Source organism: Haloactinopolyspora sp. (assembly GCF_027324685.1).
Lineage (GTDB): Bacteria > Actinomycetota > Actinomycetes > Jiangellales > Jiangellaceae > Haloactinopolyspora.
The window spans coordinates 1-26,720 of sequence record NZ_DAHVSH010000023.1; the positions used below are offsets into that span (position 1 = coordinate 1).

General features: G+C 69.3%; 27 protein-coding genes and 2 pseudogenes. 16 read left to right on the forward strand and 13 right to left on the reverse strand.

The genetic code is table 11. The features are described from left to right. Positions 1-1,200: Na+/H+ antiporter NhaA (nhaA, locus tag M6444_RS03500; RefSeq protein WP_298323244.1), on the reverse strand; the 1,200-nt coding region annotated here is incomplete at its 3' end. Positions 1,201-1,526: 326 nt separating this feature from the next. On the opposite strand from nhaA, the gene M6444_RS03505 reads away from it, so the two are divergent. After that, a complete protein-coding gene (locus M6444_RS03505; protein ID WP_298323246.1) occupies positions 1,527-3,617 on the forward strand; it encodes a PQQ-binding-like beta-propeller repeat protein in 2,091 nt (696 codons plus the stop codon). A 72-nt stretch (positions 3,618-3,689) separates the two neighbouring features. Further along, a complete protein-coding gene (locus M6444_RS03510; protein WP_298323247.1) occupies positions 3,690-4,589 on the forward strand; it encodes a universal stress protein in 900 nt (299 codons plus the stop codon). Positions 4,590-4,593: 4 nt separating this feature from the next. On the opposite strand, the gene M6444_RS03515 is transcribed toward M6444_RS03510, so the two are convergent. The 5 genes from M6444_RS03515 to M6444_RS03535 all read right to left on the reverse strand — a co-directional run bounded on the left by M6444_RS03515 (position 4,594) and on the right by M6444_RS03535 (position 8,534). Beyond that, a complete protein-coding gene (locus M6444_RS03515; RefSeq protein WP_298323249.1) occupies positions 4,594-5,016 on the reverse strand; it encodes a pyridoxamine 5'-phosphate oxidase family protein in 423 nt (140 codons plus the stop codon). Positions 5,017-5,038: 22 nt separating this feature from the next. Then, positions 5,039-5,542: a hypothetical protein gene (locus M6444_RS03520; RefSeq protein ID WP_298323251.1), complete on the reverse strand. Its 504-nt coding sequence runs from the start codon at positions 5,540-5,542 to the stop codon at positions 5,039-5,041. A gap of 174 nt (positions 5,543-5,716) precedes the next feature. Then, the gene (locus M6444_RS03525; protein ID WP_298323253.1) at positions 5,717-6,784 is read right to left on the reverse strand and encodes a zinc-dependent alcohol dehydrogenase family protein; all 1,068 of its coding nucleotides are present in this window, start codon (positions 6,782-6,784) and stop codon (positions 5,717-5,719) included. Positions 6,785-6,886: 102 nt separating this feature from the next. Next, the gene (locus tag M6444_RS03530) at positions 6,887-7,660 is read right to left on the reverse strand and encodes a methyltransferase domain-containing protein (protein ID WP_363326223.1); all 774 of its coding nucleotides are present in this window, start codon (positions 7,658-7,660) and stop codon (positions 6,887-6,889) included. Between the two features lie 175 nt (positions 7,661-7,835). After that, the gene (locus M6444_RS03535; protein ID WP_298323256.1) at positions 7,836-8,534 is read right to left on the reverse strand and encodes a DNA alkylation repair protein; all 699 of its coding nucleotides are present in this window, start codon (positions 8,532-8,534) and stop codon (positions 7,836-7,838) included. 75 nt (positions 8,535-8,609) lie between these two features. Between M6444_RS03535 and M6444_RS03540 the strand changes: the two genes are divergently transcribed. The 3 genes and pseudogenes from M6444_RS03540 to M6444_RS22865 form a co-directional block, all read left to right on the forward strand. Beyond that, on the forward strand, positions 8,610-8,969 hold the full coding sequence (locus M6444_RS03540) for a metalloregulator ArsR/SmtB family transcription factor (protein ID WP_298323258.1): 360 nt from the start codon (positions 8,610-8,612) through the stop codon (positions 8,967-8,969). Further along, positions 8,966-9,445: pseudogene (locus M6444_RS22860) on the forward strand (SRPBCC family protein); the annotation flags it as partial. The gene M6444_RS03540 and the pseudogene M6444_RS22860, both read left to right, overlap by 4 nt. Positions 9,446-9,475: 30 nt before the next feature. Further along, a pseudogene (locus tag M6444_RS22865) lies at positions 9,476-9,991 on the forward strand (TIGR03086 family metal-binding protein); the annotation flags it as partial. A gap of 40 nt (positions 9,992-10,031) precedes the next feature. Here M6444_RS22865 and M6444_RS03550 read toward each other — a convergent pair. From M6444_RS03550 to M6444_RS03580, 7 genes are all read right to left on the reverse strand, one after another. Then, positions 10,032-11,516, reverse strand: a complete 1,485-nt coding sequence (locus M6444_RS03550; protein WP_298323262.1) for an FtsX-like permease family protein — start codon at positions 11,514-11,516, stop codon at positions 10,032-10,034. Beyond that, entirely contained in the window at positions 11,513-12,256 is a 744-nt protein-coding gene (locus M6444_RS03555) for an ABC transporter ATP-binding protein (RefSeq protein ID WP_298323264.1), read from the reverse strand. The genes M6444_RS03550 and M6444_RS03555 overlap by 4 nt, the downstream gene beginning before the upstream one ends. Beyond that, a complete protein-coding gene (locus M6444_RS03560) occupies positions 12,253-12,789 on the reverse strand; it encodes a PadR family transcriptional regulator (RefSeq protein ID WP_298323266.1) in 537 nt (178 codons plus the stop codon). The genes M6444_RS03555 and M6444_RS03560 overlap by 4 nt, the downstream gene beginning before the upstream one ends. Positions 12,790-12,961: 172 nt before the next feature. Beyond that, positions 12,962-14,224 (reverse strand): FAD-dependent oxidoreductase, encoded by a 1,263-nt coding sequence (locus M6444_RS03565; protein ID WP_298323268.1) that lies wholly within the window; start codon positions 14,222-14,224, stop codon positions 12,962-12,964. Between the two features lie 115 nt (positions 14,225-14,339). Next, complete coding sequence (locus M6444_RS03570; protein WP_298323269.1) at positions 14,340-15,560, reverse strand: PucR family transcriptional regulator; 1,221 nt, start codon at positions 15,558-15,560, stop codon at positions 14,340-14,342. A 184-nt stretch (positions 15,561-15,744) separates the two neighbouring features. Continuing rightward, positions 15,745-16,377, reverse strand: a complete 633-nt coding sequence (folE, locus tag M6444_RS03575; protein ID WP_298323271.1) for a GTP cyclohydrolase I FolE — start codon at positions 16,375-16,377, stop codon at positions 15,745-15,747. Continuing rightward, positions 16,374-16,781, reverse strand: a complete 408-nt coding sequence (locus M6444_RS03580; RefSeq protein ID WP_298323273.1) for a hypothetical protein — start codon at positions 16,779-16,781, stop codon at positions 16,374-16,376. The genes folE and M6444_RS03580 overlap by 4 nt, the downstream gene beginning before the upstream one ends. A 91-nt stretch (positions 16,782-16,872) precedes the next feature. Here M6444_RS03580 and M6444_RS03585 point away from each other — a divergent pair, with 91 nt between their 5' ends. From M6444_RS03585 to M6444_RS03635, 11 genes are all read left to right on the forward strand, one after another. Continuing rightward, complete coding sequence (locus M6444_RS03585; RefSeq protein WP_298323274.1) at positions 16,873-17,550, forward strand: helix-turn-helix domain-containing protein; 678 nt, start codon at positions 16,873-16,875, stop codon at positions 17,548-17,550. Positions 17,551-17,719: 169 nt separating this feature from the next. Next, a complete protein-coding gene (locus M6444_RS03590; RefSeq protein WP_298323275.1) occupies positions 17,720-18,460 on the forward strand; it encodes an SRPBCC family protein in 741 nt (246 codons plus the stop codon). Between the two features lie 5 nt (positions 18,461-18,465). Further along, on the forward strand, positions 18,466-18,717 hold the full coding sequence (locus tag M6444_RS03595; RefSeq protein WP_298323277.1) for a hypothetical protein: 252 nt from the start codon (positions 18,466-18,468) through the stop codon (positions 18,715-18,717). Next, entirely contained in the window at positions 18,717-19,562 is an 846-nt protein-coding gene (locus M6444_RS03600) for a hypothetical protein (protein WP_298323279.1), read from the forward strand. The genes M6444_RS03595 and M6444_RS03600 overlap by 1 nt, the downstream gene beginning before the upstream one ends. A 56-nt stretch (positions 19,563-19,618) precedes the next feature. Further along, a complete protein-coding gene (locus tag M6444_RS03605; protein WP_298323281.1) occupies positions 19,619-20,653 on the forward strand; it encodes a dihydrodipicolinate synthase family protein in 1,035 nt (344 codons plus the stop codon). A gap of 3 nt (positions 20,654-20,656) precedes the next feature. Further along, the gene (locus M6444_RS03610; RefSeq protein ID WP_298323282.1) at positions 20,657-21,973 is read left to right on the forward strand and encodes an aromatic ring-hydroxylating dioxygenase subunit alpha; all 1,317 of its coding nucleotides are present in this window, start codon (positions 20,657-20,659) and stop codon (positions 21,971-21,973) included. 1 nt (position 21,974) lies between these two features. Further along, positions 21,975-22,496 (forward strand): 3-phenylpropionate/cinnamic acid dioxygenase subunit beta, encoded by a 522-nt coding sequence (locus M6444_RS03615; RefSeq protein WP_298323283.1) that lies wholly within the window; start codon positions 21,975-21,977, stop codon positions 22,494-22,496. A gap of 25 nt (positions 22,497-22,521) precedes the next feature. Further along, on the forward strand, positions 22,522-22,815 hold the full coding sequence (locus tag M6444_RS03620; protein ID WP_298323284.1) for a hypothetical protein: 294 nt from the start codon (positions 22,522-22,524) through the stop codon (positions 22,813-22,815). Then, on the forward strand, positions 22,812-23,585 hold the full coding sequence (locus M6444_RS03625; RefSeq protein ID WP_298323285.1) for an SDR family NAD(P)-dependent oxidoreductase: 774 nt from the start codon (positions 22,812-22,814) through the stop codon (positions 23,583-23,585). The genes M6444_RS03620 and M6444_RS03625 overlap by 4 nt, the downstream gene beginning before the upstream one ends. Continuing rightward, the gene (locus M6444_RS03630) at positions 23,582-25,936 is read left to right on the forward strand and encodes a xanthine dehydrogenase family protein molybdopterin-binding subunit (protein WP_298323287.1); all 2,355 of its coding nucleotides are present in this window, start codon (positions 23,582-23,584) and stop codon (positions 25,934-25,936) included. The genes M6444_RS03625 and M6444_RS03630 overlap by 4 nt, the downstream gene beginning before the upstream one ends. After that, positions 25,933-26,720: thiamine pyrophosphate-binding protein (locus M6444_RS03635; RefSeq protein WP_298323288.1), on the forward strand; the 788-nt coding region annotated here is incomplete at its 3' end. The genes M6444_RS03630 and M6444_RS03635, both read left to right, overlap by 4 nt.

Here is a 26,720-nt window from a genome sequence, read left to right on the forward strand (position 1 = left end):
GTCGGAAGATTCGAGTTCGTGTAATTGACGGTAGGTGCGATTGCGCAGCCGCAGCACGAGCGTGGCCAGCAGGGCAGCGGTGAGGGAGCCCGTCAGGACACCGACCTTGACGTGTTCGTCGAGCGCGCCGTCGGTGGCGAAGGCGAGATCACCGATGAGCAGTGAGACGGTGAAGCCGATTCCGCCCAGCATGGCCAGGCCGACGACGTCGGTCCACGAAAGCTGCTCGTCGAGATCAGCTCCGGTGAATCGGGCGAGCAAGTACGCCGATCCGCCGATGCCGACCGCCTTGCCGATCACCAGGCCCGAGATGATTCCCAACGCCACCGGGTGGCGTAGTGACTCGATGAGCCCAGTGAATCCGCCGATCGTGACGCCTGCGGCGAAGAAAGCGAACACGGGTACTGCGAAGCCGGCTGACAGTGGCCGTAGGCGGTGCTCGAACTGTTCGGCGAGTCCGGGCAGCTCCTCGGTAGCGGCGGCGGTGCGGGCGCGGTGCAGCACCGGCACGGTGAACCCGAGCAGCACACCGGCAACCGTGGCGTGGACGCCCGACTCGTGCACCAGGAACCAGGTGAGGCCAGCTAGCGCGACCAGTAGCCATGTGGCGCGCACGTTTCGCTGAACGGCCAGTGCGAATGCGGCAAGCGGCAGCATCGCCAGAACGAGGAACATCGGCCGCAGTTCGTCGGTGTAGAACACCGCGATGACAGTGACCGCCAGCAGATCGTCCACGACGGCGAGCGTGAGCAGGAAAGTCCGCAGCGCGGTGGGTAGGTGGGTCGAGATCACCGCGAGCACGGCCAACGCGAAAGCGATGTCAGTGGCGGTCGGGATGGCCCAACCCTCGGGGCCGGGGCTCGCGCCGAGATTCCAGAGAAGGAACACCAGCGCCGGTACGGCCATCCCGCCGACGGCTGCCACGATCGGAAGCGCTGCTCGCTGTGGGTCGCGTAGATCGCCCGCGACGAACTCCCGCTTGAGCTCGAGACCGACGACGAAGAAGAACACCGCCAGCAAGCCGTCGGCGGCCCACGTGCCGAGAGTGAGATCAAGGTGGAGACTCGCCGGCCCCACGCGGAAATCGCGGAGTGCCGCGTACGAGTCCGCGACGGGAGAGTTCGCCCAGATCAGTGCGCTAGCTGCTGCGATGATGAGTAGCAGGCCGCCGGTCGTCTCGGCGCGCAGCACCTCGGCCACTCGCGAAGCTTCTGGCCACGAACCACGTCGGAACAGTCGTGGCTTGGCAGGCGAAGAGTTCGGCACGGGAGTCTCCGGGATCGACGGCTATGAAACGCCGACCAGACTTCCCGGCACACCAGCTTTCACCCTACCAAGCGCCGTGGTGCCGGGATTTCACCGACGGGCGATCTGGTGCCGAACATGCCGAACATGCTTTGAGTTGGTGTTTTCACGCCATCTTGACGCTCGCCGGTGACTCATTGGTATAGTCCAATTCATCTCAAAACGGCCTAGGCCGAAAGTGGTTGATCGCGCCGGCTCGAACGCCTTGCCCAGGAGGTTCCGTGACATCGCACCGCCCCGTTCCTGCACCCGCCGCTGTGCTGTTGTCCCGCCGTTCGGTCATGGTCGCCGGCCTCGCCACGATGGGCGCCGTCTTCGCCCCGCCCGGATTGGCCGCAGCGGCCCGCGCCACCGGTACCGGGCGTGCAGCAGAAGGAACGGCATCGAGCCTGATCGCCACGCCGATCCACAACGTCGCCGTCAACTCCACGGCCTTCGGCCAGTGGCCCGACGGCCGCGAGGTGGCGTACTTCGCGGTCAACGGCGGGCCCGCGACGCTGGCGGCTCTCGACATCCGCGCCAACGAACAGATCGACCAGGCCGTTCTCGATGGCGCGGCGGGAGCGTGGGGGACCGTCGTGGCGCCCGACGGCGTCGTCTATGTCGGGTCGTGGGACAACGGACACCTCTACCGATACGAACCCGGATCGGGGACGGCGGAGGATCTCGGCCGGCCGATCGAGAGTGAGACCTACATCTGGCGCATCGACGTCGACGATCGCGGCCGGATCTACGGCGGCACGTACCCGAGTGGTGCACTGTTCCGCTACGACCCCCGCTCTGGCGAGGTGCGCGACTACGGACGCATCGCGGACGGCGGCGACTATGGCCGCAGTGTCGCGGTGGACGGCGACACGGTGTACGTCGGCCTCGGGTCCGAACGCGCCCGCCTGTTCGCTGTGGACGCGGAATCCGGCGACCGCGAAGAGATCGAGCTGCCGGCCGAGTATCGCGATCACACCTTCATCTACTCGCTCGAAGTGCGCGGTGGGCTGCTTTTCGTCTGGGTGACCACGCCGAACGACCCGTTGCTCGTCCTGGACACGGCTACGCGGCAATTCATCGACGATCTCGGTCCCGCGGCGGGTTCGGTGTCGGTCTCGCCGGTCCACGGGCGTGAACCGCTCTACTACGTCGCCGCGGACGGGACGTGGAGGTGGTACGACCCGCGTACCGGTGACGTCGGTACGACGCCGGTGAGCGACAGCTACACGGCACGATCGTTCGGCTGGGTGCACCGCGCCGGAGCCGGCGCCCGGCCCTCGTCGGCACGCGACTATCCGGGACACACCCTCGCGATGGCCGATTACCTCGGCCGCCTGTGGTATTACAACCCGCGCACGGGCGCGCACGAGACGGTCGATACGCCCATCGAAGGTGCGCCGGCGAACGTGCAGAGCATCGGGGTCGGCCCGGACGGCAAGGTCTACGTCAGCGGGTACCAGTCGGGCGGCCTCGCCGTCGTCGATCCCGCGACGTCGGAGTCCATCCAGTTCCCGGCAGGTACGGTGGGCCAGGTCGAGGGCATGCACACGCACGGCGACAAGCTCTACCTCGGGGTCTACACCGGTAGCGTCCTGCTGGCTTTCGACCCCTCCCTCCCGTTCGATTACGGCACGAACCCATACACCATCGCGGTGCTCGAGGAAGACGGGCAGGACCGGCCGTTCGCCTGGACGTCGGCCGGCGACCTGGTCGCTACCGGGACGGTGCCCGGGTACGGCGATCTGGGCGGAGCGTTGACCCTCATCGACCCCAGCACCGACGACTATCACGTCCACCGCGATGTCGTGCCCGAGCAGAGCATCACAGCCTTGACCTCGCTCGACGGTCAGGTCGTCGGAGGAACGTCCGTCTGGGGCGGACTGGGCGTGCCCCCGACGCAGTCCGATGCCGTGCTGTTCGGCTGGGACACCGGTGGCAGCCCCGGCGGCGGGACGAAGGCGTGGGAGGTCGTGCCGGTCACCGGCGAGCGAGCGATCACCGGGCTGACCGTCACGCCGGACGGTCACGTCTGGGGTGTGACCGTGGGCAAGGTCTTCGAGTACGTTCCCGCAACCGGGGAGGTTGCGCGGGTGATCGAGATCGCGCCGTTCGACTGGACCGATGTCAGCCACGTCTGGGCGTCCGGGCAGGTCGAGGGCCGGGACGACGGGACCTTGCTCGTCCTGGCGCTCGGCACCTTGTACACCTTGGACCCCGCGAGCGGCGCCGTCACCGAGCTCCAGGCCGACGTGAAGCACTTCGTCGTCACGCCCGACGGCGAGATCGTCTTCAGTCGCGGCACCGACCTGTACCGGTACGAACCGTAATGGCCTTTCGGCCCTGCCGGGTAGGACACGCTGCCCTGGCCGATCGGCCATCGGGTCCGGTGTGCTGGAGACATGACGACAGCAGCGGCCGCCGCGGAGCAGGCGGAACCGGAGCCGGTCGAGAACCGGCCGGTCGTGGTCGGCCTGGACGGCTCACCCGCTGCGCTCGTCGCGTTGGACTGGGCCGCTGAGGAGGCCCGGACGCGCGGGTGCGGGCTGGAGTTGGTCTACGTCCATCCAGGAGACCGCTATGCGCTCGCCGTCATCGACATCGCGCCACAGGAGCTCGCGGACGACATCTTCGACGAGGCCCTGGATCGCCTGGCGAGCCGGGGTTTCGGCGATCTCGAGGTGCAGACCGTGCTGCGCTTCGGGATCGTGCCGCGGGTCCTGCTACGGGAATCGATCGGTGCACCGATGCTGGTCGTCGGGCGCCAAGGGCGCGGCAAGTTGGCCGAGTTGGTGCTCGGTTCGACCGCTCTGGCCACCGCGGCACATGCGCGAGTGCCGGTGACCGTTGTCCCGGACACCTGGGAGCCCGGCTCGACTCCGCGCCGCAGGGTGCTGCTCGGCGTCGACGGCTCGCAGCGCGGCGAGTCGGCCGTGGAGTACGCCTTCGCGCTGGCCGCAGCGAGGGGCGCAGCAATCGTGGCCGTCCACGTGATCAGCCTGCCCTATGCCTACCCGGCCGACCGGCCGCTGCGCAGCGACGTCGCGCACTTCGAGCGCGCGGCCGAGAATGTCTTCGACAACTCCGTCCACCCGTGGCGGACGAAGTATCCGAACGTCGAGGTGACCACGGCCACCGAGTACGGACATCCCGCCGCGATCCTGGCCGAGTACGCCAAGGACGTGGACCTGGCGGTGATCGGTGGGCGCGGCTACGGCCGGGTGACGGGCATGCTGCTGGGTTCGATCGCGCGGAGCATCCTGCGGCAGATGCCGGTCCCGGTCACGGTCGTTCGCGACTGAGTCCTCAGCCCGTCGTCACCGCCGTGAACGCCCGGCCGGTGATCTCGGTTGGCTGGACCCGGACGAACCACTGCTTGGGATGGCTGGTCCACGTCGGCAGCGGGAGTTCTTCGGCGTAATAGATGTCGGCAAAGCGCTCCAGGCGTTCGGCCCGGCCTTTGACCACCACGCTCCAAGCCCGCGCCGTCACCGAGTCGACATGGTCGGCCTCGACGACCACCTGGGGCGCGATCACCGCAGCGGCGAGCTTGGTGCCCTCACCGGTGCGGAAGACGATGCTGCGGTCGTCCACGACGATGTTGACCGGGAACACTTCCAGATCACCGGCGATAGCGATGGCTATCCGGGCGAGACCCACGGTCGCCAGCCGGCTCCAGCACGCATCCTCGTCCAGGATCGCCATGCCGGTGCGGATGTCGGACGTCATGTCGACCATCTCCAGTCGAGGATCAGTGCGGAGCCAGCGTCTGGCTGAGCTGGTCGCCCCACCGGCGAGCCCGCTCCTCTTCGCCGGCGATGAGCGGCCCGGTGGTGCCGGTGACGTAGAAGGTGGTCGCCGCCGTCACCGGGCGGTACCCGAGACGACGCAAGCGCCGGCGAGCCCCTCGTGCTGCTGACCCCGGTAACCGGGGCTTGGCCACCTTCGTGTCGAACGTCGCGATGGCGGCGTCGGCGCTGTCCAGGGCGGAGAGCCATTCGCGAAGACCAGGTCCTTTCGAGACGATGCCTTCGGGCGCCTGCTCAGCCGCGCTCTTGCGGGTCGACTCCCGGGTCATGGCGAAGGCATGGGTCGGGCCGCCGACCACGAGCAGATCGACGCCTGCGACGGACTCACCCGCTGAGCCGACTTCGACGGTCTCGACGTCCATGGTGGCCGACAGCCCGTCGGCGATCGCCGCGGCGATCTTTTCAGTGTTGCCGAACATCGACTCGAAGACGACCAAGGCGCGCATGGCGGCTGCACCGACTCTCGAACGTGGTTCATCCTGTGCTTGCATCCTGGGCTCGTCCACGGTGTTGCGCCACCCGCGTTCGTCCCCCTGACCTGGGGACTTTCGGCACCAGCGCGGGACGGTGGCGAACCCGTACACCGCCAGCCGGTGGCGCCCGCCGGAAGCGTGGCGTGGTCAATGCGGATCGGGTTGGGGCACGTGACTGCCGAAGAGGGCGACTTTGAGTGCGCCGGTCTCGGCCGGTCGGGTGAAGACGTCGTAGGCGTCCTGCATCTCGTGGATGCCGAACCGGTGCGTGATCAGGCCTGGCATGGTGAGCTGGCCGGCGGCGAGCATGCGGAGCAGGACCGGGGTGGTGGCGGTGTCGACCAGCCCGGTGGTGATGGTGAGGTCGCGGCTCCAGATCGTCTCCAGGTGCAGCGCGGCGGGTTTGCCGTGCACGCCGACATTGGCGACGTGGCCGCCCGGCCGGACGATGTCGACACAGCTCTCGAACGTCTCCGGGATGCCGACCGCCTCGATGGCCACGTCGGCACCCAAGCCGTCGGTGAGTGCGCGAACTCGGGTGGCGACGTCGTCGACGGTGGGGTCGATCTGGACGTCGGCGCCGAAGGAGATGGCGGCCTCGCGCCGTCCGGGAGCGGGATCGACGACGACGATGTGTGACGGGCTCAGCAGTCGCGCCGTGATGACAGCGGCCAGGCCGATCGGGCCGGCGCCCACGATGACCACCGTGTCGCCGGGACGCACGGCGCCGGCCAGGACGCCGACCTCGTACGACGTGGGCAGGATGTCGGCGAGCATGACGGCGTCCTCGCTGCTGACCGTCTCGGGAAGACGGTAGGCCGACGTGTCGGCGAACGGGACGAGAACACGTTCGGCCTGGGTGCCGTCGACGCGGTGGCCGAGAATCCAGCCGCCGCCACCGAGGCACTGCCCGTAGCGGCCATCGCGGCAATAGCGGCACCGGGCACAGGCGGAGATGCACGACACCAGGACGCGGTCGCCGACGGCGACGTTACGGACGTTGCTGCCGATGTCCTCGACCGTGCCGACGGCCTCGTGACCCAGTACGCGCCCAGGCTCGACGGTGGGGACGTCGCCGTTGAGGATGTGCAGGTCGGTGCCGCAGATGGTGACGCAGTCGACGCGGACGACGGCATCGTCGGGGTGCTTGATCGCGGGATCCGGGACGTCCTCCCAAGACCTGCGCCCAGGGCCGTGGTAAACGAGCGCCTTCATCGTCGCCCCCTTTCGGATCGTGCTGCTGGCACTGACGACGACACCACGACGGGTCGACATCGGGGAGGGGCGAACGGCCCGTCCGATGGCGAACGAGTGCGATTACTCGGCTGGGCGGCGACCCCAGGCCGAGATCAGCGGCGCGTAGGTGAGATCGAGTTCGCCGGCCTCGATGGCGGCCAGGTGTGCGTCGATCTCGGCCTCGTCGGCCAGGCCGGCCGCGAGCAGTTCGTCGCGCACGTGGTGGATCGTCGCGATCTCCAGCCGGTTGCAGGCCAACCCGCCGACCGGGAACGAGCCCGTTGCGGCGACATCGACCAAGCCGGCCGCGCGCAAGACTCGTGGCAGGGTCCGGCCGAAGCTCAGGTCGGCGCCACGGCGCACCAACAGCTCGCGCATCGCGGCGCGCAGCCGGTTGGCCCGCTGCGCCGGGCCGTTGTCGTCCAGGCAGGCCAAAGGCTGTAACGCGGTGTCGGCGTCCTCGATCAGCAGCCAACCACCGGGTCGTAGGGCTGCGACCATCGTGGCCAGCGCCCGGGCCCGGTCGGGCACATGGACCAGCACGAGCCGGGCGTGCACCAGATCGAACGTTCCCGGCTCCGGGGGCGGGTCAGCGGCGATGTCGTGCTGGAGCACCTCGTACGCGCCGGTCGGCTCGAGCCAGGACGTGTCGATGTCGGTCGCCAGCACGCGCCCGCTCGGACCGACGGTGGCCACGAGCGCCTCCGGGATGTTGCGGCCGCCGGCCCCTACTTCCCAGCAGTGCGATCCAGGCCCGGCCCCCAGACGTTCGATGTGCCCGAGTGTCACGCCGTCGAACAGTTCGGCCAGCCACACGAATCGCTCGCCCGCCTCGGCGCGGGCGTTGCCCAGCAGGTATCCGTGCGCGGGTACAGAAGTCCCGGCCTCGCCGGTGGGATCCGGTCGGCCACCGGCACCGGATCGGGGAGATGAGGGGGTCACCACCACATGGTCGACCCCGGCAGGCCACCGGCGCCACCTCGACACGAGAGGGACACGTCACACTCCACCGTTGCGAACCCGCCATCGTTCAGGATCGGAGGTAGCGGGTCCGCGTCGTGGGGTCGAGCTTGGCGATGGCCAGGCGCAGGGCAGGGCGTTGCATGGCCGCGGCATGAGCGTCGAGAAATTGCAAGAGCGCCTCGGGATCGCGGGTTCCGGCGTGTTTGAGGAAGATCCCGACGGCGTTGTGGACGACTGGTTCCGGGTCGGCCGCAAGGCGATCGGCGATGCCGAAGCCGTCGGCGAGATCCTCGTCGGTTCCGTAGCGGGCGTGATAGAGCGTTGCAGTGATGGCGGTGCGCCGGCGCAGCGGTTCAGCCGCTTCGGCGAGTTCGTACAACGGTCGCGACGACCGACCCGCCAGGTGCCGGCCGACCACCCGCGGTGCCGACCGGTCGACCATGTCCCAAGTCGTGATCCGATCGTGGCGGTCCAGGTAGGTCTGATAGAGCCGTTCGCGCTGGTTGTCGGTGATCGGCTTGCGGGCCTGGAAATCGAGGATGCACAACGCCGCCAAACGCGGTTCGTAGGCGGGGTGATCCAGGAGTCGCTCGATCTCGGCATGGTCGAGGTCGGCGTGAGCTTTCGCGACATCGAACAGGTCTCGCATCCGCATGCCGAAGGCGTCCTCGTCCGGGGCCAATCGTTTCCGGATGCTCGCCAGCTGGTCGGTGTCCTGGACGCGCAGAAGCGCGGCCACGACATCGGCTGCGGATCGGTCGCTCATCACCAAGTCCTAACGCGACGAGCGGGGCCGCAGCGGTCGCATTGACATATGCCCATATGGGGATATTATTCTGCGATGGCGCGAGCTGCAACGACGACCGACGCGTTCAATGCCGTCGGCGACCCGACGCGTCGAGCGGTGCTGAACAAGCTGGCGACCGGGGAGACGACGGTCAAAGCGCTGGCCGAGCACGTGAACTGCCCGCAGTCGCTGGTGTCCAAGCATCTGAAGGTGCTGCGCGAGGTCGAGTTGGTGCGCTGCCGAAGCGTCGGGCGCACGCGTCTGTACCGAATCGACCGGGCGGGCATCACGCCGCTGCAGACCTGGCTCACCGAACTCACGACCGCGATCAATCAGCACTACGACCGCCTCGACGACTACATCCAGACGTTGAAGGCGGACGGCGACGCAGTACGGAAGGGCGAACCGAGATGAGCACACGACATGGGTCGGCGACGGTCACGCTGCCTTCCGACACCGAGATCCTGATCACGCGCACCTTCGAAGCACCCCGGAGCCTGATCTGGGACGTCATGACCACACCCCGTCACTTGCTGCGGTGGTGGGGACCGGACTATTGCCCGCTCGTCTCGTGCGACATCGACCTTCGGCCGGGCGGCGGATGGCGTTATGTGGCGCGCGACGTCGACGGCGACGAGCTCGCCTGGCACGGAACCTACCGCGAAGTCGTCCGCGCCGAGCGGATGGTGTCCACCGAAGTGTTCGAGGGCAATCCGGAGGCCGAAGCGCTCAGCACGACGACCCTGACCGAACGCGACGGCGTCACGACGTTGGAGGTCCGGGTACAGCACGCGAGCATGAAGAACCGGGACGGACATGTGCATTCTGGCATGGAGCGCGGGATGCAGCGCAGCTACGACCGGCTGGACGACCTGCTCGCCGTCGCCGGTACGCCCGCCGAGCGGTTCCGCCGAGTCGCCGGCCGCTTCACCGATCGCGTCGAACAGGTTCCGCCGCACGCGTGGCCGAATCCTGCACCGTGCGCGGGCTGGACCGCGCGCGACGTCGTGATCCACCTGCTCGAATGGGTCCCCAAGGTCATCGGCAGATCCGGGATCGAGTTCCCCGACCTGCCCTACGACGATCCGGCTCGGGCGTGGACCGCGTTGGCCACCACGCTCCAGGCGGCGCTCGACGACCCCGACACCGCGCGACGCACGTTCGATGCCGGGCCGCCCGGGGAAATGACCGTCGAAGCCGCGATCGACATGCTCGTCGTGGGAGATGTGCTCGTGCATACCTGGGATCTGGCCAAAGCCACCGGCCTGGACGAGCGACTCGACGAGGACATCGCCGCCGCGATGCTCGACGGGATGCTGCCGATGGACGAGGTGCTGCGGGCCAGCGGCCACTACGGTCCCAAGGTCGCCGTCGCCGACGATGCTGACGTCCAGACCAAGCTGCTCGCCTTCACCGGCCGCGATCCGAACAGGTAACCAACCGGGGTGGCCGACGAGCCACTCGCAGGTCGTGATGTCAGCCGGTGCGCAACTCCGACGGGTGGGTGCTGGGGCGCAGGAAGAGCAGACTGACCATGACGACGGCCGCCACCACCACGACCGCGCCGCCGCTGAGCATCGCGAGATCGCCGAACGGTATCGGAACACTCAACGTGACCTCCGGTACGGAGTCGTATCCGCCGCCGGTCACCGATGACCCGAACAACGCTCGCGGTAGCGCTGCGCCGGCCACGGCGGCCACCACACTCGCGGGTACCACCGGGGCCAAGGCTTGCCACATCGTCGCCCGTCGCAGCACGGACCGGGGGACCCCCGAGGCCGACAGATGAGCGTAGGTCCTGCGACGCGACACGATGCCCTCGGCGATGGTGACCAGCAGACCGCCTGCAGCGATCAGGGCAGCGACCGCGACGGCCACGTTGATCAGGTCGAAGGCGTTGTAGTAAAAGTCCAGGTCCGTCCGGGGTACGAACTCCTCGCCGTTGGCCTCGGCCGTCAGCCGGTTAGCTTCGTCCTCGACGGCGAAGTTCGCGGCGAAGGCGGCTTTCACCCCGGCGGCTGCGGCCCCGAAGGCCACGCACGTCAGCACGACGGCGAAGGCGCGGCTGCCCGCCCACGGGTCGGCCATGAGCCGGCGCCCGGCCAGCATCGCCGGTGCGCGCCGGGCGTAGCGGGCGAGTGTCTGACCGGCCCGGTGCGAGATCCACCCGGTGCCGAAGACGACACCGATCACCGTCATCAACGCACCGGTGGCGACGAGGCCCAGGAACACCGCGGCCGGCAGCGCGACATCGCGGTTGTCCGCGTAAGCGCTGATCGGTTCGAGTACCGCGATGACGGCGATACCCGGCATCACGAGCAGGCCGGGCCAGATGCGCGGGCTCTCGGCTCGTTGCCGTCGTACGACGCCGAACGGGCCGACGCTCACCCGTCGCAGCGCCACGACAGCGATGCCGGTAGCCAGGAGCGGCAGCGAAGCCGTGAGTAGAGCCAGCACCCACCACGGTGGCAGGACGTCGGTGGGCAGGACGAGCCGGCCGTCGGGGCCGGGATTGTGCAGCAGGCGCCGGCCCAACAGATAGGTACCAAGCGCGATCAGGGCGCCGAGCGCGCTGGCCACGCCGGTTTCGACGGCCACGAGCGTCATCGTCTGCCGCGGCGTGGCGCCGGCCAGGCGGATCGACGCGAGACGCCGATCACGGGCCGGAGCGCCGAGACGGCCGCACTGGGCGGCCAGGACCAGTGCGGGAATCACGAGCAGGACGAGGGCGACGGTCACGCCCGGGCGCAGTCCTGGTTCGCGGAGGTAGGCGACGGTGTACTGCACGTTCCAGGCTGCTGCGTCGTCGGGAGAGCTGCCCAGTTCGGGAATCGCGACGACGGTGGCCGCGGCGAGGATCGCGAGCATGGCCAGCGCCGCTGACACCGCGGTCAGCACGACGCGCAGCGTGTCGGTGCGGCTGCCGGCCAGAGCGAGGCGGAGGAGTGCGCCGGGCTTCATCGGGCCCGCGCCTCGGTCGCGACTTCACCACGCGCGCGACGTCCGCGGCGGACCGAGCCGATGCCGACGCCGCTCGGGTCGTGCTCGCCGTCGCGCAAGGCGAACTCGCGCGCCGCGTAGGCGGCGACTCTGGCGTCGTGCGTGACGATGATCACCGCCGTGCCCTGGTCCTGGGTCACGCGCAGTAGATGATCGAGCACCTGCTCGCCGGCGAGGGTGTCGAGCGCGCCGGTCGGTTCGTCGGCGAACAGCACCCGTGGCTCGGTGACCAGTGCTCTGGCCAGCGCGGTGCGCTGTTGCTCGCCGCCGGAGACCGCACCGGGGAGGTCGTCGGCCAGGTGAGCCACGCCCAAGCGGTCGAGCCAGGTCAGCGCCGCGGTGTGGGCCTGGCGCCGTCCCGTCCCGCCCAGCATCAGCGGGAGCGCGACGTTCTCGGCGATCGTGAGTTCCGGCACCAGCTGACCGAACTGGAACAACACCCCGAACTCGCTCCGGCGCAGCAGCGATCGCTCGGCTTCGGACCGACGCTCGATGCGCTCGCCGCGATAACTGACTTCACCGGCATCCGGGGTGAGGATGCCCGCCAGGCAATGCAGCAACGTCGACTTGCCGCAGCCGCTGGGGCCGGTGACGGCGACGATCTCTCCCTCGGCGACGTCGACGCTGACTCCGCGTAGGGCGGGAATCTGTCCGTACGACTTCACGACGCCACGTCCGGTGAGTAGCGGCTCGGCCGTCATGTGTGCACCTCCCGATGCAGGTCGGATACGCGGTCCAGGGTGGTGCGCAGCCAGCGCAGATCCGCGTCCAGATGGTTGATGGCGTAGTCGGCGGCGATGACGTCGCTGAGTGCCGACTGCGGGCTGGTCTTGATGGCGGTCAGCTCGCGCATGCGGGCCATGTGGGCCGCGACTTGGTCGGTGACGTAGGTACTGGCGGTTTCGACATCCGCGACGAGCAGGGCCACGGTCACCTTGGCGAGCAGAGCGCTGTTGACGTGCGGCGCCGGCGTCTCGACGGTGGCCAGCCACTCTTCGAGCCGCGCGCGCCCCTCGGGTGTGGCCGCATACACCGTGCGTTCCGGTCCGCCGGCCTGATCCGAGCCTTGGGCGAAGGCTAGACCGTCGCGTTCGAGTCGGCCGAGCGTGGCATAGACCTGGCCGAACGCCATCGGCTTGGCCTTGGGGAACCGTGAGTCGTAGGCGTGCTTGAGGTCGTACCCGTGGCGCGGGCGCTCCGCGAGGAACCCGAGCAGCACGTAAGGGGTCGACATGGGCGCGACTATACACCGAGTGAATAGTTGGTCGCGTGGGGCTTCGAGTAAGGAGCCCTGGACCTTGTGTCTACGAGGGGTGACGCTGGTGGCAACAATCGACCACAGCGTCACCCGTGGCGATCACGATGCCGCGCACGCTGAACTGCGACACCGCAGCCTTGCCGCACCTTTACCGCAGCGGGTTGAACGCCTTGATCGGTGGGTGCGTCGCAGCGCCGACCATCCCGTCGGCGACGTATCGACCGGTCAGCGCGCCGAGCGCCACGCCCCACATACCGTGCCCACCGGCGACGTGCACCCGCGGCGACTTGGTGGGCCCGATCAACGGCAGTCCGTCGCTGGTGCATGGCCGTGCTCCGACCCACTCGTCGGTGCGCTCGTCCCAGTGGGCACCGGTGAACCGGTGCCGGACCGACTCGATGATGGCGGTGATCCTGCGCGGGTCGAGGGGCGCGTCGGTAGGCCGGAACTCCATCGTGCCCGCCACCCGCAGCCGCCCGCGCAGCGGCGTGCACGCCACCCGGACATCGGGGAAGTACACCGGTCCGGACGGCACCTGGTCGAGTGGAACGCTGAAGCTGTAGCCGCGCCCGGCCTGCACCACCTGGCGTACGCCGAACGGGCGGGCCAGGTCACCGAGGCGGCTGCCGGTCGCGAGCAGGATCGCGTCGGCGCGCAACTCACCGGAGGTGGTGCGGGCCACGACGCCGTCGTCGCCGAGGTCGCGCACCTGCTCCACCTCGACGCCCTCGATGATCTTGCCGCCGCGGTCGGTCACGGCATGCGCGAGTGCGTGCACGAACGGGCCGGGGTCGATGAAACGCTGACCCTCCAACCGGACGGCACCGCTCACCCCCGGGCCGAGTGCCGGTTCGAGCTCCCGGGCTTCCTCGGCGGTGAGCTGCTGCGACTTGATGGGCACGCCCGCCTCCGCGACATGGTGCAACTCGGTGACGAAGGCCTTGAGCGCGCGGTCGGATCCGAGACCGACCAGGAACGGATCGGCCTCACGGACGGGTTCGGCGACGCCTCCGGCGACGAGCGTGTCGTAGGCGGCGTGGGCGTCCTCGCTCATCGCCGCGAACAGCCGCATCGACCGTCGCCACCGCCGCGCGGTGGAGTGGCGGACGAAACCAGTCAGGAACTTGATCAAGTCGAGGTCGGGCCGCAGCGGGACGTACACCGGCGACGACGAGCTGAACAGGGCCTTGAAACCTGAGGCCAGGACCGCAGGCTCCGGCAGCGGCGTGGTGAGAGCCGGGGCGAGCCAACCGGCGTTGCCCCACGACGAGCCGCCGGCCACCCCCACGCGGTCCACGACGGTGACCTGAACACCCTGCTCTTGCAGGAACCAGGCACTGGACAGCCCCACCACCCCGGCGCCTGCGACGATGACCTCGTTCGGGGCGCGACCGGCGAAGTGTGCGGACACGGTGAACCTCCGGATGCTGGTTATGCTGCCATGTTCGCTCCGCGAGCGCGCGCGATCAATGTCCGAGCGGCCAAGGTTGACCGGCTGCCACAGTGCAATCGGCCATCCCCTCCGGCTACCCCTCCGCCGAGCCGTGGGACGCAGCTCTCAGCTGCAGCATCAACGCCAGCCGAGTGTCGGCGTCGTCCAGATCGACGCCACAGGTCAGCGCCTTGCGAACCCGGTTGCGCAGGGTGTTCGGATGCACGTTCAGCGCCCGCGCAGCGCTGCGCACGTCACCGCTGTGAGTGAGGTACGCCCGGGCCGTCTTCACCAACTCGCTGCCGTGCTCGGCGTCGCAGCGCTCCAGCGCGGGAAGCGGCCCGTAGGCCTCGAGACCATCAGCGCTGATCACGTCGGTCATTCGGACGGTGAGCACGTCGACGAAGGCTTCGTCGATGGATGGCGCGACACCCGACACGCCCCGGTCGGCCAGCGCCCGCACGATGCTCTGCGCATCGGACTTGGAGCGGTGCAGTTCGGCCGGGTCGCCGACACCGCGCCCGATGCCGGCGATGAGCTGGCCGCGTTGCGGGCTGCGGGACAGGAAGTCCGACATCATCAGCTGTGCGGCGTCGGCATCGGCCTTGAGTACGACGAAGAGGATGCCGTCCACAACGGCTGCGACCGAGGTCAAAGCCGAAGCGGCCAGATGTAACGACAAGGCGCCGGCCACGCGGTCGATCCGGACCGGAGGTGGTGGCACGGTCGCCACCGCGGCCACGGTCAGGTGCGCGTCGGCCAGCCCCAGCTCGGCGGCCACAGCCTCGGCGTCGGCCCCGCCACGCAGCAGCGCGGCCGCTTGATCGGCCCGGGTCCGGTTGGCCAGGTCGCGCTGGGCTCGGTCGCGCAGCAGGTACTGCGCGAAGACGGGTACGGCCTCATGCAGCGCACGCCGTTGTTCCGCTGTCGGTGGGCCGGTCGTCGCGGCCCAGATCGACCCGAGGAGCTCGTCGCCGGCCCGGATACCGATGACGGCCCGCGGCTTCATGCCGGCCTCCACCAGGTCGACGTAGACGATGTCGTCCCCGCGAGCGATCCGCCGGTACACGCCCGCGCGACGCAACGCCTCCTGGTACTCCGGCGGCACCCGACGGCCCAGGATGGTCGCCGTGCGCGCATCGTCGACGGCGAGCTGGCCTTCGGAGTAGGCCAGCACGGTGGTGTCTTCGGCTTCGATGGTCACCGGCGCCCCGAGGAGGTCGGCCAACGCTCCGGCCAGCGTGAACAGGTCGCTGGCCGGTATCTCAGCGAGTCTCTGCGCCGAAGGGCCGAGCTCGCCGGGCACAGGCGTCACCCGGCGATTATGGCCCATGACGGCGGCTCAAGCAGGGCTGATCGCGATGTCGTGCTGTCGACCCCGTGCTCGCGGTGAAGGTCGGCCTAGGCCCCGATGAGCGTGACCTCACCAGTGTGCCCCTGGGTGCGGAGCTCTTCGGCGGCGTCGACGCCGCCGAGACCGGCCCCGACGATCACGATGTTCATGGGGTGCTCCTGGTGAGGGCGAGGAACTCGCTCCGGCTTCGTGGGTCGTCTCGTAACCGGCCGAACAGGGCGGAGGTGGTGGTACGGGCGCCGGGAGCGCGGGCACCGCGCAGGGTCATGCACGTGTGCTCGGCCTGGATCACGACGCCGACGCCCTGCGGCGCGAGTGCGTCCTGCAGGTGGTCGGCGATCCGCTGGGTGAGCCGTTCCTGGGTCTGCGGCCGGCGCGCGTGCAGCTCGACCATGCGGGCGAACTTGGACAACCCCAGAATGCGCTCGCCCGGTAGGTAGCCGACGTGGGCGACCCCGACGAACGGCAGGATGTGGTGCTCGCACAGCGACTGCAGCGGGATGTCCTGGACCAGCACCAGTTCGTCGTACGCCTCGTCGTTCGGGAACGTCGTGAGATCGAAGTCCGGTCCGCTGGTCATCTCGATCAGCGCCTGCGCCATCCGCCGTGGCGTCTCGGCCAGGTTCTCGTTCTCGAGGTCGAGACCCAGCGCCACGAGCAGATCGGTCGCGGCCTGCTCGGCCGCCACGTGGTCGACGCCCGGCCGCGCGTGCGAGACGCGCGGCCGCCAGTTCCGGGTGGTGCTGCGCTCGGTGGGCAGCGAAGCGACGCTGCTCACGTGTCCGTGCTCCGGTCCGTGGCGAGCAGAGCGAGGGCGAGCGCACCCACGAGGAGACCGAAGTCGCGCAGCGCCACGTCGTAGTACTCGCCCATGGAGACCAGGTTGACGATGATCCCGGGCAGCCACGCGGCGACCAGTAGTGCGCCATAGCGGGGCACGACCGCGACCGCGATGCCGGCCACGATCTCGATCACGCCCACCGCCAGCATCGCTTGATGCGCCGTGCCGGGGACCAGATCGTTGATCCATGGCGCGAGGTACTGCTCCCAATCGGTGAGCACTCCGGCGAATTTGTCCAGGCCGAAGGTGATCGGGGCGATGGTGAACACGGTGCGGAGCAGGATGAACGCGCGGTCAGCCGCGGTGCGGGTGCCGGGCGCTCGGGTCGGTGCGGTGGTCATCTCGCGACCCCCTTTCTAAAAACGAACCATATCTGTAATAGAAGTCCTCGAAGCTTCTTGTGTCAAGGGAGTTCTGTTTTAGAATCGGAGAATGGACTTGGAGGCCCAGGCGACCGGCATCGGTGCGCTGGCCGATGACACCCGACGGACGTTGTACGAGTACGTCAGCGCCCAGCCGGAACCGGTGAGCCGCGAGCAAGCAGCCACCGCGCTGGGTATCGCGCAGCACAACGTCAACTTCCATCTGGACCGATTGGTCGCCGACGGCCTGCTCGAGGTGGAGTACCGCCGGTTGAGCGGCAAGCGGGGCCCGGGCGCCGGGCGGCCGAGCAAGCTGTATCGACGCGCGCAGCGCGAGTTCGCGGTGTCGCTGCCCCCGCGCCGGTACGACCTGGTCGCCGGCATCCTCGCAACGGCGGTCGTCCGCGCTCGGGACGGCGAGGCGCTCGACGACGCCTTGCGCGACACCGCGTATGTCGAGGGGCGGGCCCTGGGCGCGTCGGCGCCGGACGCCACCGAACCCGCTCCGCTGCCGAAGCTGGCCGCGGCGCTGGAACGGCAGGGCTACGAGCCGCGCGTGGACGACGACGTCCTCGAGCTGGTGAACTGCCCGTTCGACGCGCTGGCCCAGACACACACCGCGCTCGTGTGCGGTCTCAATCACGCCTACGTGCAGGGCGTCGTGGACGGTCTCGAGTGCCACCAGGTCGACGCCCACCTGGAGCCCGAGCCGGGCCGATGCTGCGTCAAGGCGCGGGTGCGCACCTGACGCCGTGGTCGTCCGCGCACGTCTTGGCCCAGCGGAGGTCATCCGTAGGCCAAGTGCCTGCCGCTCCTGCCCGTGCTGATCGGCGAATTGACCCGGAGGGGTAACGCGGCGGCGGGGCTCGCGCGCCTAGCGTCTCTGGCACATCGATCGCCGCAGCAGAGGTTGTGTGATGCAACTCCACCACGAGTTCACGCTCCCGATCCCGTTCGACCAGGCCTGGGACGCCCTGCTCGACGTGGAACGCATCGCGCCGTGCATGCCCGGCGCCATGCTCGATCACGTCGACGGCGACGTCTTCACCGGCCGGGTGACGCTCAAGGTCGGCCCCTTGCGCCTGACCTACCGGGGCGAGGCCCAGATCAAGGAGAAGGACCGTGATCAGCGGCGGCTGGTGATCGTCGCGACCGGGCAGGAGACCCGTGGGTCCGGAACGGCGCAGGCCAGCGTCACGGCGGCACTGGAGTCGACGAGCGACGGCACGCGCGTCGCGCTGGTCACCGACCTCGACCTCACCGGGCGGCCGGCCCAGTTCGGTCGGGGCCTGGTGAACGAGGTGGCTGGGACGATCATCGACCAGTTCGCTGATCGCCTGTGCCATGAGATGACCCGAGGCGACGCACCGCAGCAGGTGCTGGCAGCTGCGCCGGAGCACATCGCGACCGGGTCCGAGTCAACCACGTCCAACCGTGCCGACACCCGGGAGCAGCAGCGCGACGACAACGCGCTGGACGCCCTGACTCTGCTGCGCGCCACGACCGGCCATCGCGGGCTGATGGCCATCGGCGCACTCGCCGGCCTGGTGATCGCCTTCCTTCTCGGGCGGCGAGCTCGGGCCGGCCACCCGTCCGCGGCGCCACCAGCGCAGCCGCCGTTGCCCGCCGTGTACGTCATCGACGCAGGAACGAGGTGATCGGCGTGTACGACCTACAGAAGCTGCTCTGGGACGTCCGCAAAGACCTGGATCTCGCGCAGCGGTTCCGCGCCGACCCCGACACGGTGCTCGACGAGTACGGCATCGCCGGGACCGAACGCACCGCGATGCGCTCGCTGGACTTCAAGACCCTCTACGACCGCGGCGCGAACCCGTACCTCCTCTACTTCTGCGCGCTGCAGATCGGCGTCGACCGAACCGAGTACTACGCCCGGCTCCGCGGGGAGATCAGCTGATGGGACAGGACATGGGACAGATCGTCGGAGCATTCACCGCCTCGCATTCGCCCGGCATCACCGGCTTTCCCGAACGCGCCGAGCCGGCGCAGCGCGCTGCCGTGGAGGGCGCGTTCGCCGACGTGCGCAACCGGATCACCGAGCTGCGCCCGGATGCGATCATCGCCGTGTCGGTGGAGCACTTCACCAACTTCTTCCTGGGCAACCTTCCCGCGTTCGCGATCGGCACGGCGGGCTCCTATCTCGGCCCGGTGACCGCGGAGATGGGCGCTTTTCTGGGCGTCGACCAGCACGACTACCCGGGCCACGCCGCCCTCGGCGCCCACCTCTACCGGCACGCCCTCGAGTCGGAGTTCGACCCCGCGCTGGTCGAGGGCGGGCTCGCTTTCGACGAGAACTTCTGCGTGCCGCTGAAACACCTCGACCCGGACTCGACGATCCCGCTGGTTCCGGTGATCGTCAACGGCGTCAATCCGCCGTGGCCCACTGCGAAGCGCTGCTACGACTTCGGCCGGATGATCCGGTCGGCGGTCGAGGCGCAGACCGCGGCCCAACGCGTCGTGGTGCTGGGCACCGGCGGGTTGTCGCACTGGGTCGGCATGCCCGAGTCCGGCACGATCAACGAGGACTTCGATCGCGACTTCCTCGACCGGCTGGCCAGCGGCGACCCCCGCCGGCTCACCGACTACACCCAGGACCAGATCGACGTCGCCGGCAACGGCGCCCACGAAATCCGCACCTGGCTGGTTGCCGCGGGAGCCGCCGGGGTCGCGTTCGACACGCTCGTCTACGAGCCCGTCCCCGCCTGGCTGACCGGCACCGCCGTCACCGCCGCCCGGCTCTGAGCACCGCCCTCTGCGCACCACACCTCTCTGCGCACCACACTTGGAGGACAGACACCATGACCAAGCTGCCCGACGTCACCGGACCCGACATGCGCGGCGTGATGGCCTACCCGCCGACGCCGGCGCTGCCCGGTGCCGATCGGGTCGACGCCACCGACACCGTCGACCTGGCCGAGACCGAGCGGATGATCCGCACCCTGATCGCCGACGGCGTCGACGCCATCGCGCTGAACGGCACGCTGGGCGAATGCGCCACTCTCACCCTCGAGGAGTGGAAGGCCTTCGCGGCATGCGCCGCCGAGACCGCCGAGGCCGCCAGCCCCGGCTTCCGGCTGTTCATCGGAACCACCACGCTGAACACGCGCGACACCGTCGCCCGGATGCGCTTCCTGGCCGATCTCGGCGTCACCGGCACCCTGCTGGGGCGGCCGATGTGGGGCGAGATGACCGGCCCGGTCATGGAGCGGTTCTACCGCGACGTCACCGAGGCGGTGCCGGAGCAGGCCATCGTCGTCTACGACAACACCGCGGCGTTCCGGGGCATCATCCCGCGCAGCGTCTACCGGACACTGATCGACCTGCCGCAGGTCGTCGCCGTCAAGTATGCCGGGGGCGCGTCCGTGGGCTTCCGCTACCACAACGACATGGCCCACACACAGACCTCGTTCCCGCTGATGCCGATCGAGACCGACTGGCTCCCGGCCTGGCAGATGTACGGCGAGGAGTTGGTCGGGATGGCGTGGTCGTCGACGACGGCCTGTGGTCCGGCGCCGGTGCTGGCGTTGCGCGATGCGCTGCGCGACGGCCGCATGGACGATGCCACCTGGCTGACCGAGCGGCTGCGCTGGGCGCACGAGCCGTTCCTCGTCGGGCAGGACTTCATGGAGTTCGCCAAGTACAACGTCCCGCTGGAGAAGATCCGGGTGAACGAGGCCGGCTACATCCACGTCGGCAAGTCTCGTCCGCCCTACACCGACGAGTTCGTCCCCGACCGGCACGTCCAGGACACCAAGGACCACATCGGCCGTTACAAGCAGGTGGTCAAGGAGGTCGCTGAGCGGCTGGGCAGGACCCACACGGAACGGGTGTGACCGATGAGCACAACCACGATCAGCCCCGGCCTCCGGCAGCTGCTGGGGGAGATGCGGGAGGGCATCCCAGGCGGGCGGGTCCCCGCACGCATCTTCAACGACCAGGAGATCTTCGATCTCGAGCAGGACAAGCTGTTCTCGAAGGCGTGGTGTTTCCTCGCCCACGAGACCGAGATCCCGAAGAAGGGCGACTACGTCGTTCGCTACATCGCGAACAACAGCATCATCGTCGTGCGCGACGAGCACGGGAACATCACCGCGAACCTCAACATGTGCCGTCACCGCGGCAACATGATGTGCAAGTCCGAGATGGGCAACGCCTCGCATTTCCGCTGCTCCTACCACGGCTGGGTGTACAAGAACTCCGGTGAGCTGATCGGCGTGCCCATGTTCAAGGAGGGCTACGAGGGCCAGCTCGATCGCAGCCAGTGGGGACTGGTCAAGGTCCGCACCGAGACGTACGCGGGCTTGATCTTCGGCACCATCGACCCGCAGGCGCCGGACCTGGAGGACTACCTCGGCGGATTCCAGTTCTACCTGGACATCTACCTCAAGCAGGGCCTGGGCGGTAGCGAGGTCCACGGCCCGCCGGATCACTGGGTGGCCGAGACGGACTGGAAGATCTGCGCGGAGAACTTCTCCGGCGACGGCTACCACACGCCCGTGGCCCACCAGTTCGGCTTCCATCTCGGGTATTTCCCGTCGTCGGGGTCGACCCACAGCGAAGGCTGGGCGGTCAACATCCCGAACAAGGGGCACGCCATCGGGTTGGGGCACACCCCGGGCATGCCGGCGTTCTTCGGCTATCCCGACGAGCTGGTGGAGCAGATGCACCAGAGCTTGTCCCCGGAACAGCTGGAGATCTTCTCCAAGACCCGCACGGCGGTCGGGTCGGTGTTTCCCAACCTGTCGTTCCTGATCCAGCCGTTCAGCCTCGATCCGGGCGAGCCGGGGGTGCGGTTCTGCACCATGCGGCTGTGGCATCCGATCGGCCCGGGCCGGATGGAGATGTGGTCGTGGTGCCTGGTGCCCACCGACGCCTCCGAGGAGTACAAGGAAGCCGCGTACAAGGCCTACACATTGACGTTCGGGCAGGCCGGAACGTTCGAGCAGGACGACTTCGAGAACTGGATCAAGGTCACCCGGGCCGCCGGCTCGACGATGGCGCGTGATGTGGAGTTCCCCTACGTCATGGGGCTGGAGCGGCCCAAGCTGGAGGACTTCCCCGGCCCGGGGCACGCAGTGTCGCCGTACGTCACCGACACCAACTTCCGCAACCTGTGGTCGACCTGGCTGGACTACCTGACCAGAGAGGAATGACATGACTCTGCAGGCAGCTGAGGTCGACCGCGAAACCCGCGAGTCGATCAAGGATTTCCTCTATCGGGAGTCGCTGGCGTTGGACGAACAGCGATTCCGGGACTGGCTGACGGCCTTCGCCGAAGACGCCCGCTACGAGATCCCGGTCCGCGTGACGCGCGAGAAGCTCTCGGAATGGGAGCTCTCGCCCAACTCGCGGATCTTCGACGACACCAAGGAGACCTTGGAGGTCCGGGTCAAGCGGCTGGAGACGGACTTCGCCTGGTCCGAGCAGCCGGCGTCGCGGACCAGGCACTTCATCACCAACATCCTGGTCGAGCCGACGGAGCGCGCGGACGAGTTCCGGGTGCTGTCCAACTGCCTGGTCTATCGCAGCCGGGGAGACGAGACGACCCCGAGCCTGTTCTCCGCCCAGCGACGTGACGTGGTGCGACGCGACGGCGGCGGCTGGCTGATCGTGCACCGGTGGGCCGCGCTCGATCAGGCGGTCGTCAACGCCCACAACATGTCGATCTTCATCTGAACGCCCGCGGGCGAAAGGAGCCAACGTGGACGAGGAATCGGCTGTCCAGGACAGCACGCCGGCCGGGCCGTGGCCGGCGCCGGGCGCGCTGCTGGACGAGGTACCCCGCGACGGCGGCCAAGAAGGCCCGATCATCATCGCCAACGAGTTCGCCGACGTCGTCGTGACCCGTGTGTACACCCGGAACGGGGTGCGCCTGGACATCTGGTCGCCCCGGCGCGGTACCCGGGTCCAGTTGGACGCCGTCGAGCTGGACTGCTTGAGCTATCAGCCGACGGAGACGTTCTCGGCGATGCTCGAGCGGACCCCGGGAGGATGAGCGCTCGCCTGGCGGGCCGCTCGATCGTGGTGACCGGCGGCGGGTCCGGCATCGGGCGGGGCGTCGTGGACGCTTACGTGGCCGAGGGTGCGCGGGTGACCGTGCTGGAACGCGCACCCGACCACGCCGAGCGACTTCGTCGCGATCTCGGCGCGGCCGTCGAGGTGGTGTGCGGTGATGCCACCGACGCGCGCGCGATCGAGCAGGCCCTGGCGGCCGCTGGCGGCGACCGCCTCGATCACCTGACCTGTTGCGTGGGCGTGTTCGACTATTACGCCTCGCTGCGCGAGCTCGACCCGGACCGCCTGGTCGCGGCCGGGACCGAGATCTGGCAGACCAACGTGCTCAGCGCGCTGCTGGCGATCAACCTCGCCTATCCCGGCCTGCGCGCGGCGAGCGGCTCGGTCACGTTGACGTCGTCGGGCTCGGCGTTCTACCCCGAAGGCGGCGGCGTCCTCTACGGCTCGTCCAAGTGGGCCCTGCGCGGCGTCGTGTCGCACCTGGCGCGAGACCTGGCCCCGGAGGTCCGGGTCAACGCGGTCGCGCCCGGGGGGACGTCGGCCACGAAACTGGGCGGGCTCACCGCGCTCGGCCAGGACATGACGGCTGACCGGGTGGCCGGGCGAGACGAGCGGATCCGGGCCGGCAACCTGCTCCAGGCCGTTGCGCACCCGGGCGACCACGCCGGCGCCTACGTGTATCTGGCCGATCCGGTGGCCGCGCGCATCGTGACCGGCGTCGTGGTGAACACCGATGGAGGCAGGGCATGAGTCACAGCGGCGAGAAGCTGGTCGGCCAGGGAATCCGGCGGCGCGAGGATCCCCGCTTCCTGACCGGGCGCGGCCGCTTCCTCGAGGACCGCACCCTGCCCGGGCAGCTCTATGCCCACTTCGTCCGCAGCGACGTCGCCCATGCGCGGGTGCGAGGCATCGACACCGCAGCGGCCGACGAGATCCCCGGCGTCGTGCGGGTGATCACCGCAGCTGACCTGCGCGACGTCAACCCCATCCCGCTCATCCGGCAACCACCGAGCATGGGCGTCGCACTGCCGGAGCTGCCCGTCCTAGCCGCCGACACCGTGCGCTGGGTCGGTGACCCGGTCGCGGTGGTCGTCGCCGAAACACCCGAGATCGCCGCGGACGGGGCCGAAGCCGTACGCGTCTCCTACGACCCGCTGCCTGCCGTGTGCCAGGTGGAGGAAGCCATCACCGAGGGTGCACCGGTGATCCACGAGGGCTTCGCGGACAACGTCTGCTTCCGGGTTCCGTACACCGGGGGCGACACCGAGGCCGCGTTCGCGGCCGCACCCCATCGGCTGCGCCGCCGGTTGGTCAACCACCGGGTGGCTCCGTTCGTCATGGAGCCCCGGGGCATGATCGCCGCGTACGACGCGCACCAGCAGACCATGGACGTCTGGATCACCACCCAGCGTCCGCACCACACCCGGTGGTTCATCGGCCAGGTTCTCGGCATGCCCGAGCACCTGATCCGGGTCGACGCCGGTGACGTCGGCGGCGCGTTCGGCGCGAAGGAGCCGATGTACCCGGACGAGGCCGCGGTGGCTTACGCCGCCAAGCTGCTCGCCCGCCCGGTGAAGTGGGTGGAGGAACGAACCGAGAGCTTCCTGGCCACCACGCACGGGCGCGACCAGGTAGCCGACCTCGAAGTCGCCTTCGACGACGACGGTGTCATCACCGCCATGCGCGGGCGGATTCTCGGGAACATGGGCGGCTACCTCTATCCGAACTCCTCGGGAACGATCATCGGGCGTACCGGCCCGCTGCTGCCGCAGAGCTACGTCATGAGCTCCATCGACGTGGAGATCGTCGGGGTTTTCACCACCACCACGCCGACCGGCCCGTACCGCGGAGCCGGGCGACCGGAGGCGACCTACTACACCGAGCGGCTCATCGACGAGGTCGCCGCCGAACTCGGGCACGATCCGGCGCAGGTGCGCCGGCGCAATTACGTCACCGTCGATGCGTTCCCGTGGCACACGCCGACCGGGCTGGACTACGACAGCGGCGACTATGCCGCCGCGCTGCAGACGGCGCTGGACGAGATCGGCTACGACGACGTGCGCGCCCTGCAGCGCCATGGCACCGACGACGGCCGGCTGATCGGGGTCGGGATCGCGTCGTACGTGGAGATCGGCGGGGTGACGCCGTCGGCCATCGCGGCCATGGAAGGCTCGCCCGGGCTGTGGGAGAGCGCGTCGGTGCAGGTGCACCCGTCGGGCAAGGTCGCCATCGCGTTGGGTACCTGCGGGCACGGACAGGGGCACGAGACGACCTTCGCCCAGATCGCCGCCGACGCGCTGGGCATCCCGTACGACGACATCACCATCACCTACGGTGACACCGACACCTCGCCGTTCGGCTTCGGCACGTTCGGCTCGCGCAGCGCGGCCGTCGGCGGTGCCGCGGTCCTGCTGGCCTGCCGCAAAGTCGTGGCCAAGGCGCGCCGCCGGGCCGCTGACCTGCTGGAGGCCGACGAGAAGGACATCGAGCAGGCGGATGGCGGGTATCAAGTCCGCGGTGTCCCGTCGACCAGGATCGGCTTCGCCGAGTTGGCCTCGAAGGCGTTGATGCTGATGAAGCCGCTGCCCGACGGTGAGGATCCCGGCCTGGACGCGGTCGCGTACTTCGACCCGCCGAACTACACGTTCTCGTCGGGTACCCACGCCTGCGTGGTCGAGGTCGACCGCGACACCGGCCGCGTCGAGATCACCGACTTCGTCGCCGTGGACGATTGCGGCACCGTCATCAACCCGGTGGTCGCCCAGGGCCAGGTGCACGGCGGCGTGGCGCAGGGCATCGCCCAGGCGCTCCACGAGCGGGTCGTCTACGCCCCCGACGGGCAGCCGATGACCTCGTCGCTGATGGACTACGCGGTCCCGAACGCACGGCAGATGCCGGCGATCCGTACCGCGAGTGTGTCCTCGCCGACGCCGGTCAATCCGATCGGGGTGAAGGGCATCGGTGAGAGCGGCGCGATCGGATCGGTGCCCGCCGTGGCGAACGCGGTCCTGGACGCGCTGCGCCCAGTCGGGGTCCGCGACCTCGACATGCCGTTCACGCCGGACCGCATCTGGACCGCGCTGCAGGAGGTGCGAGCATGACGACGCCAACGGCCGGCGCGCTGGTCGGCTCGACGCTGGCCGACCTCGGCGTACGCCAGGTGTTCGGCGTCGTCGGCAGCGGCAACTTCGTGGTCACGGCGGCCTTGACGGCCGCGGGGGCGCGTTACGTCGGCGCCCGGCACGAAGGCGGCGCGATCACGATGACCGACGCGTACGCTCGCATCACCGGCGAGGTCGCCGTGTGCAGCGTGCACCAGGGGCCCGGGCTGACGAACACGCTGACCGGCCTGGTGGACGCAGTGAAGAGCCGCACGCCGTTGCTGGTGCTGGCCGGGCAGACGTCGGCGGGCGCCACCAGGTCGAATTTCTACGTCGACCAGACGGGGCTGATCGAGAGCACCGGGGCGATCTGCGAGCAACTCCATCGCCCGGAGTCCGTGGTCGAAGACACGACGCGGGCGTACCGGCGAGCGCTCGTCGAGCGCCGCCCGGTCGTGTTGACCATGCCGCTGGACGTGCAAGCCGCGCCCGCACCCGCCCAGCCGCGTGCCCGGGCGCCGGTGATCGGGGCGCAGCGGCCCAGCCCGGCGCCGGACGAGCTGAGCCGGATCGCCGGCGTGCTGGACTCCGCCGAACGACCGTTGATCCTGGCCGGGCGAGGGGCGGTGGTGTCCGGGGCCGGGCCGTCGCTGCGCCGGCTGGGAGAGCGGACCGGAGCGCTGTTGGCCAACACGGCCGTGGCCAACGGCTTGTTCGCCGGTGACCCGTGGACGCTCGGAATCGCCGGCGGGTTCGCCTCGGACGCCGCCGCCGCGTTGATGGG

What these genes read in the sequence shown, in the direction of transcription:
- M6444_RS03510 (WP_298323247.1), top strand. Translation starts at nt 3,690, where the DNA reads ATGACGACAGCAGCGGCCGCCGCGGAGCAGGCGGAACCGGAGCCGGTC.
- M6444_RS03515 (WP_298323249.1), bottom strand. Translation starts at nt 5,016, where the DNA reads ATGACGTCCGACATCCGCACCGGCATGGCGATCCTGGACGAGGATGCG.
- M6444_RS03520 (WP_298323251.1), bottom strand. Translation starts at nt 5,542, where the DNA reads ATGCGCGCCTTGGTCGTCTTCGAGTCGATGTTCGGCAACACTGAAAAG.
- M6444_RS03525 (WP_298323253.1), bottom strand. Translation starts at nt 6,784, where the DNA reads ATGAAGGCGCTCGTTTACCACGGCCCTGGGCGCAGGTCTTGGGAGGAC.
- M6444_RS03535 (WP_298323256.1), bottom strand. Translation starts at nt 8,534, where the DNA reads ATGAGCGACCGATCCGCAGCCGATGTCGTGGCCGCGCTTCTGCGCGTC.
- M6444_RS03540 (WP_298323258.1), top strand. Translation starts at nt 8,610, where the DNA reads ATGGCGCGAGCTGCAACGACGACCGACGCGTTCAATGCCGTCGGCGAC.
- M6444_RS03550 (WP_298323262.1), bottom strand. Translation starts at nt 11,516, where the DNA reads ATGAAGCCCGGCGCACTCCTCCGCCTCGCTCTGGCCGGCAGCCGCACC.
- M6444_RS03555 (WP_298323264.1), bottom strand. Translation starts at nt 12,256, where the DNA reads ATGACGGCCGAGCCGCTACTCACCGGACGTGGCGTCGTGAAGTCGTAC.
- M6444_RS03560 (WP_298323266.1), bottom strand. Translation starts at nt 12,789, where the DNA reads ATGTCGACCCCTTACGTGCTGCTCGGGTTCCTCGCGGAGCGCCCGCGC.
- M6444_RS03580 (WP_298323273.1), bottom strand. Translation starts at nt 16,781, where the DNA reads ATGACCACCGCACCGACCCGAGCGCCCGGCACCCGCACCGCGGCTGAC.
- M6444_RS03585 (WP_298323274.1), top strand. Translation starts at nt 16,873, where the DNA reads ATGGACTTGGAGGCCCAGGCGACCGGCATCGGTGCGCTGGCCGATGAC.
- M6444_RS03590 (WP_298323275.1), top strand. Translation starts at nt 17,720, where the DNA reads ATGCAACTCCACCACGAGTTCACGCTCCCGATCCCGTTCGACCAGGCC.
- M6444_RS03600 (WP_298323279.1), top strand. Translation starts at nt 18,717, where the DNA reads ATGGGACAGGACATGGGACAGATCGTCGGAGCATTCACCGCCTCGCAT.
- M6444_RS03605 (WP_298323281.1), top strand. Translation starts at nt 19,619, where the DNA reads ATGACCAAGCTGCCCGACGTCACCGGACCCGACATGCGCGGCGTGATG.
- M6444_RS03610 (WP_298323282.1), top strand. Translation starts at nt 20,657, where the DNA reads ATGAGCACAACCACGATCAGCCCCGGCCTCCGGCAGCTGCTGGGGGAG.
- M6444_RS03615 (WP_298323283.1), top strand. Translation starts at nt 21,975, where the DNA reads ATGACTCTGCAGGCAGCTGAGGTCGACCGCGAAACCCGCGAGTCGATC.
- M6444_RS03625 (WP_298323285.1), top strand. Translation starts at nt 22,812, where the DNA reads ATGAGCGCTCGCCTGGCGGGCCGCTCGATCGTGGTGACCGGCGGCGGG.
- M6444_RS03630 (WP_298323287.1), top strand. Translation starts at nt 23,582, where the DNA reads ATGAGTCACAGCGGCGAGAAGCTGGTCGGCCAGGGAATCCGGCGGCGC.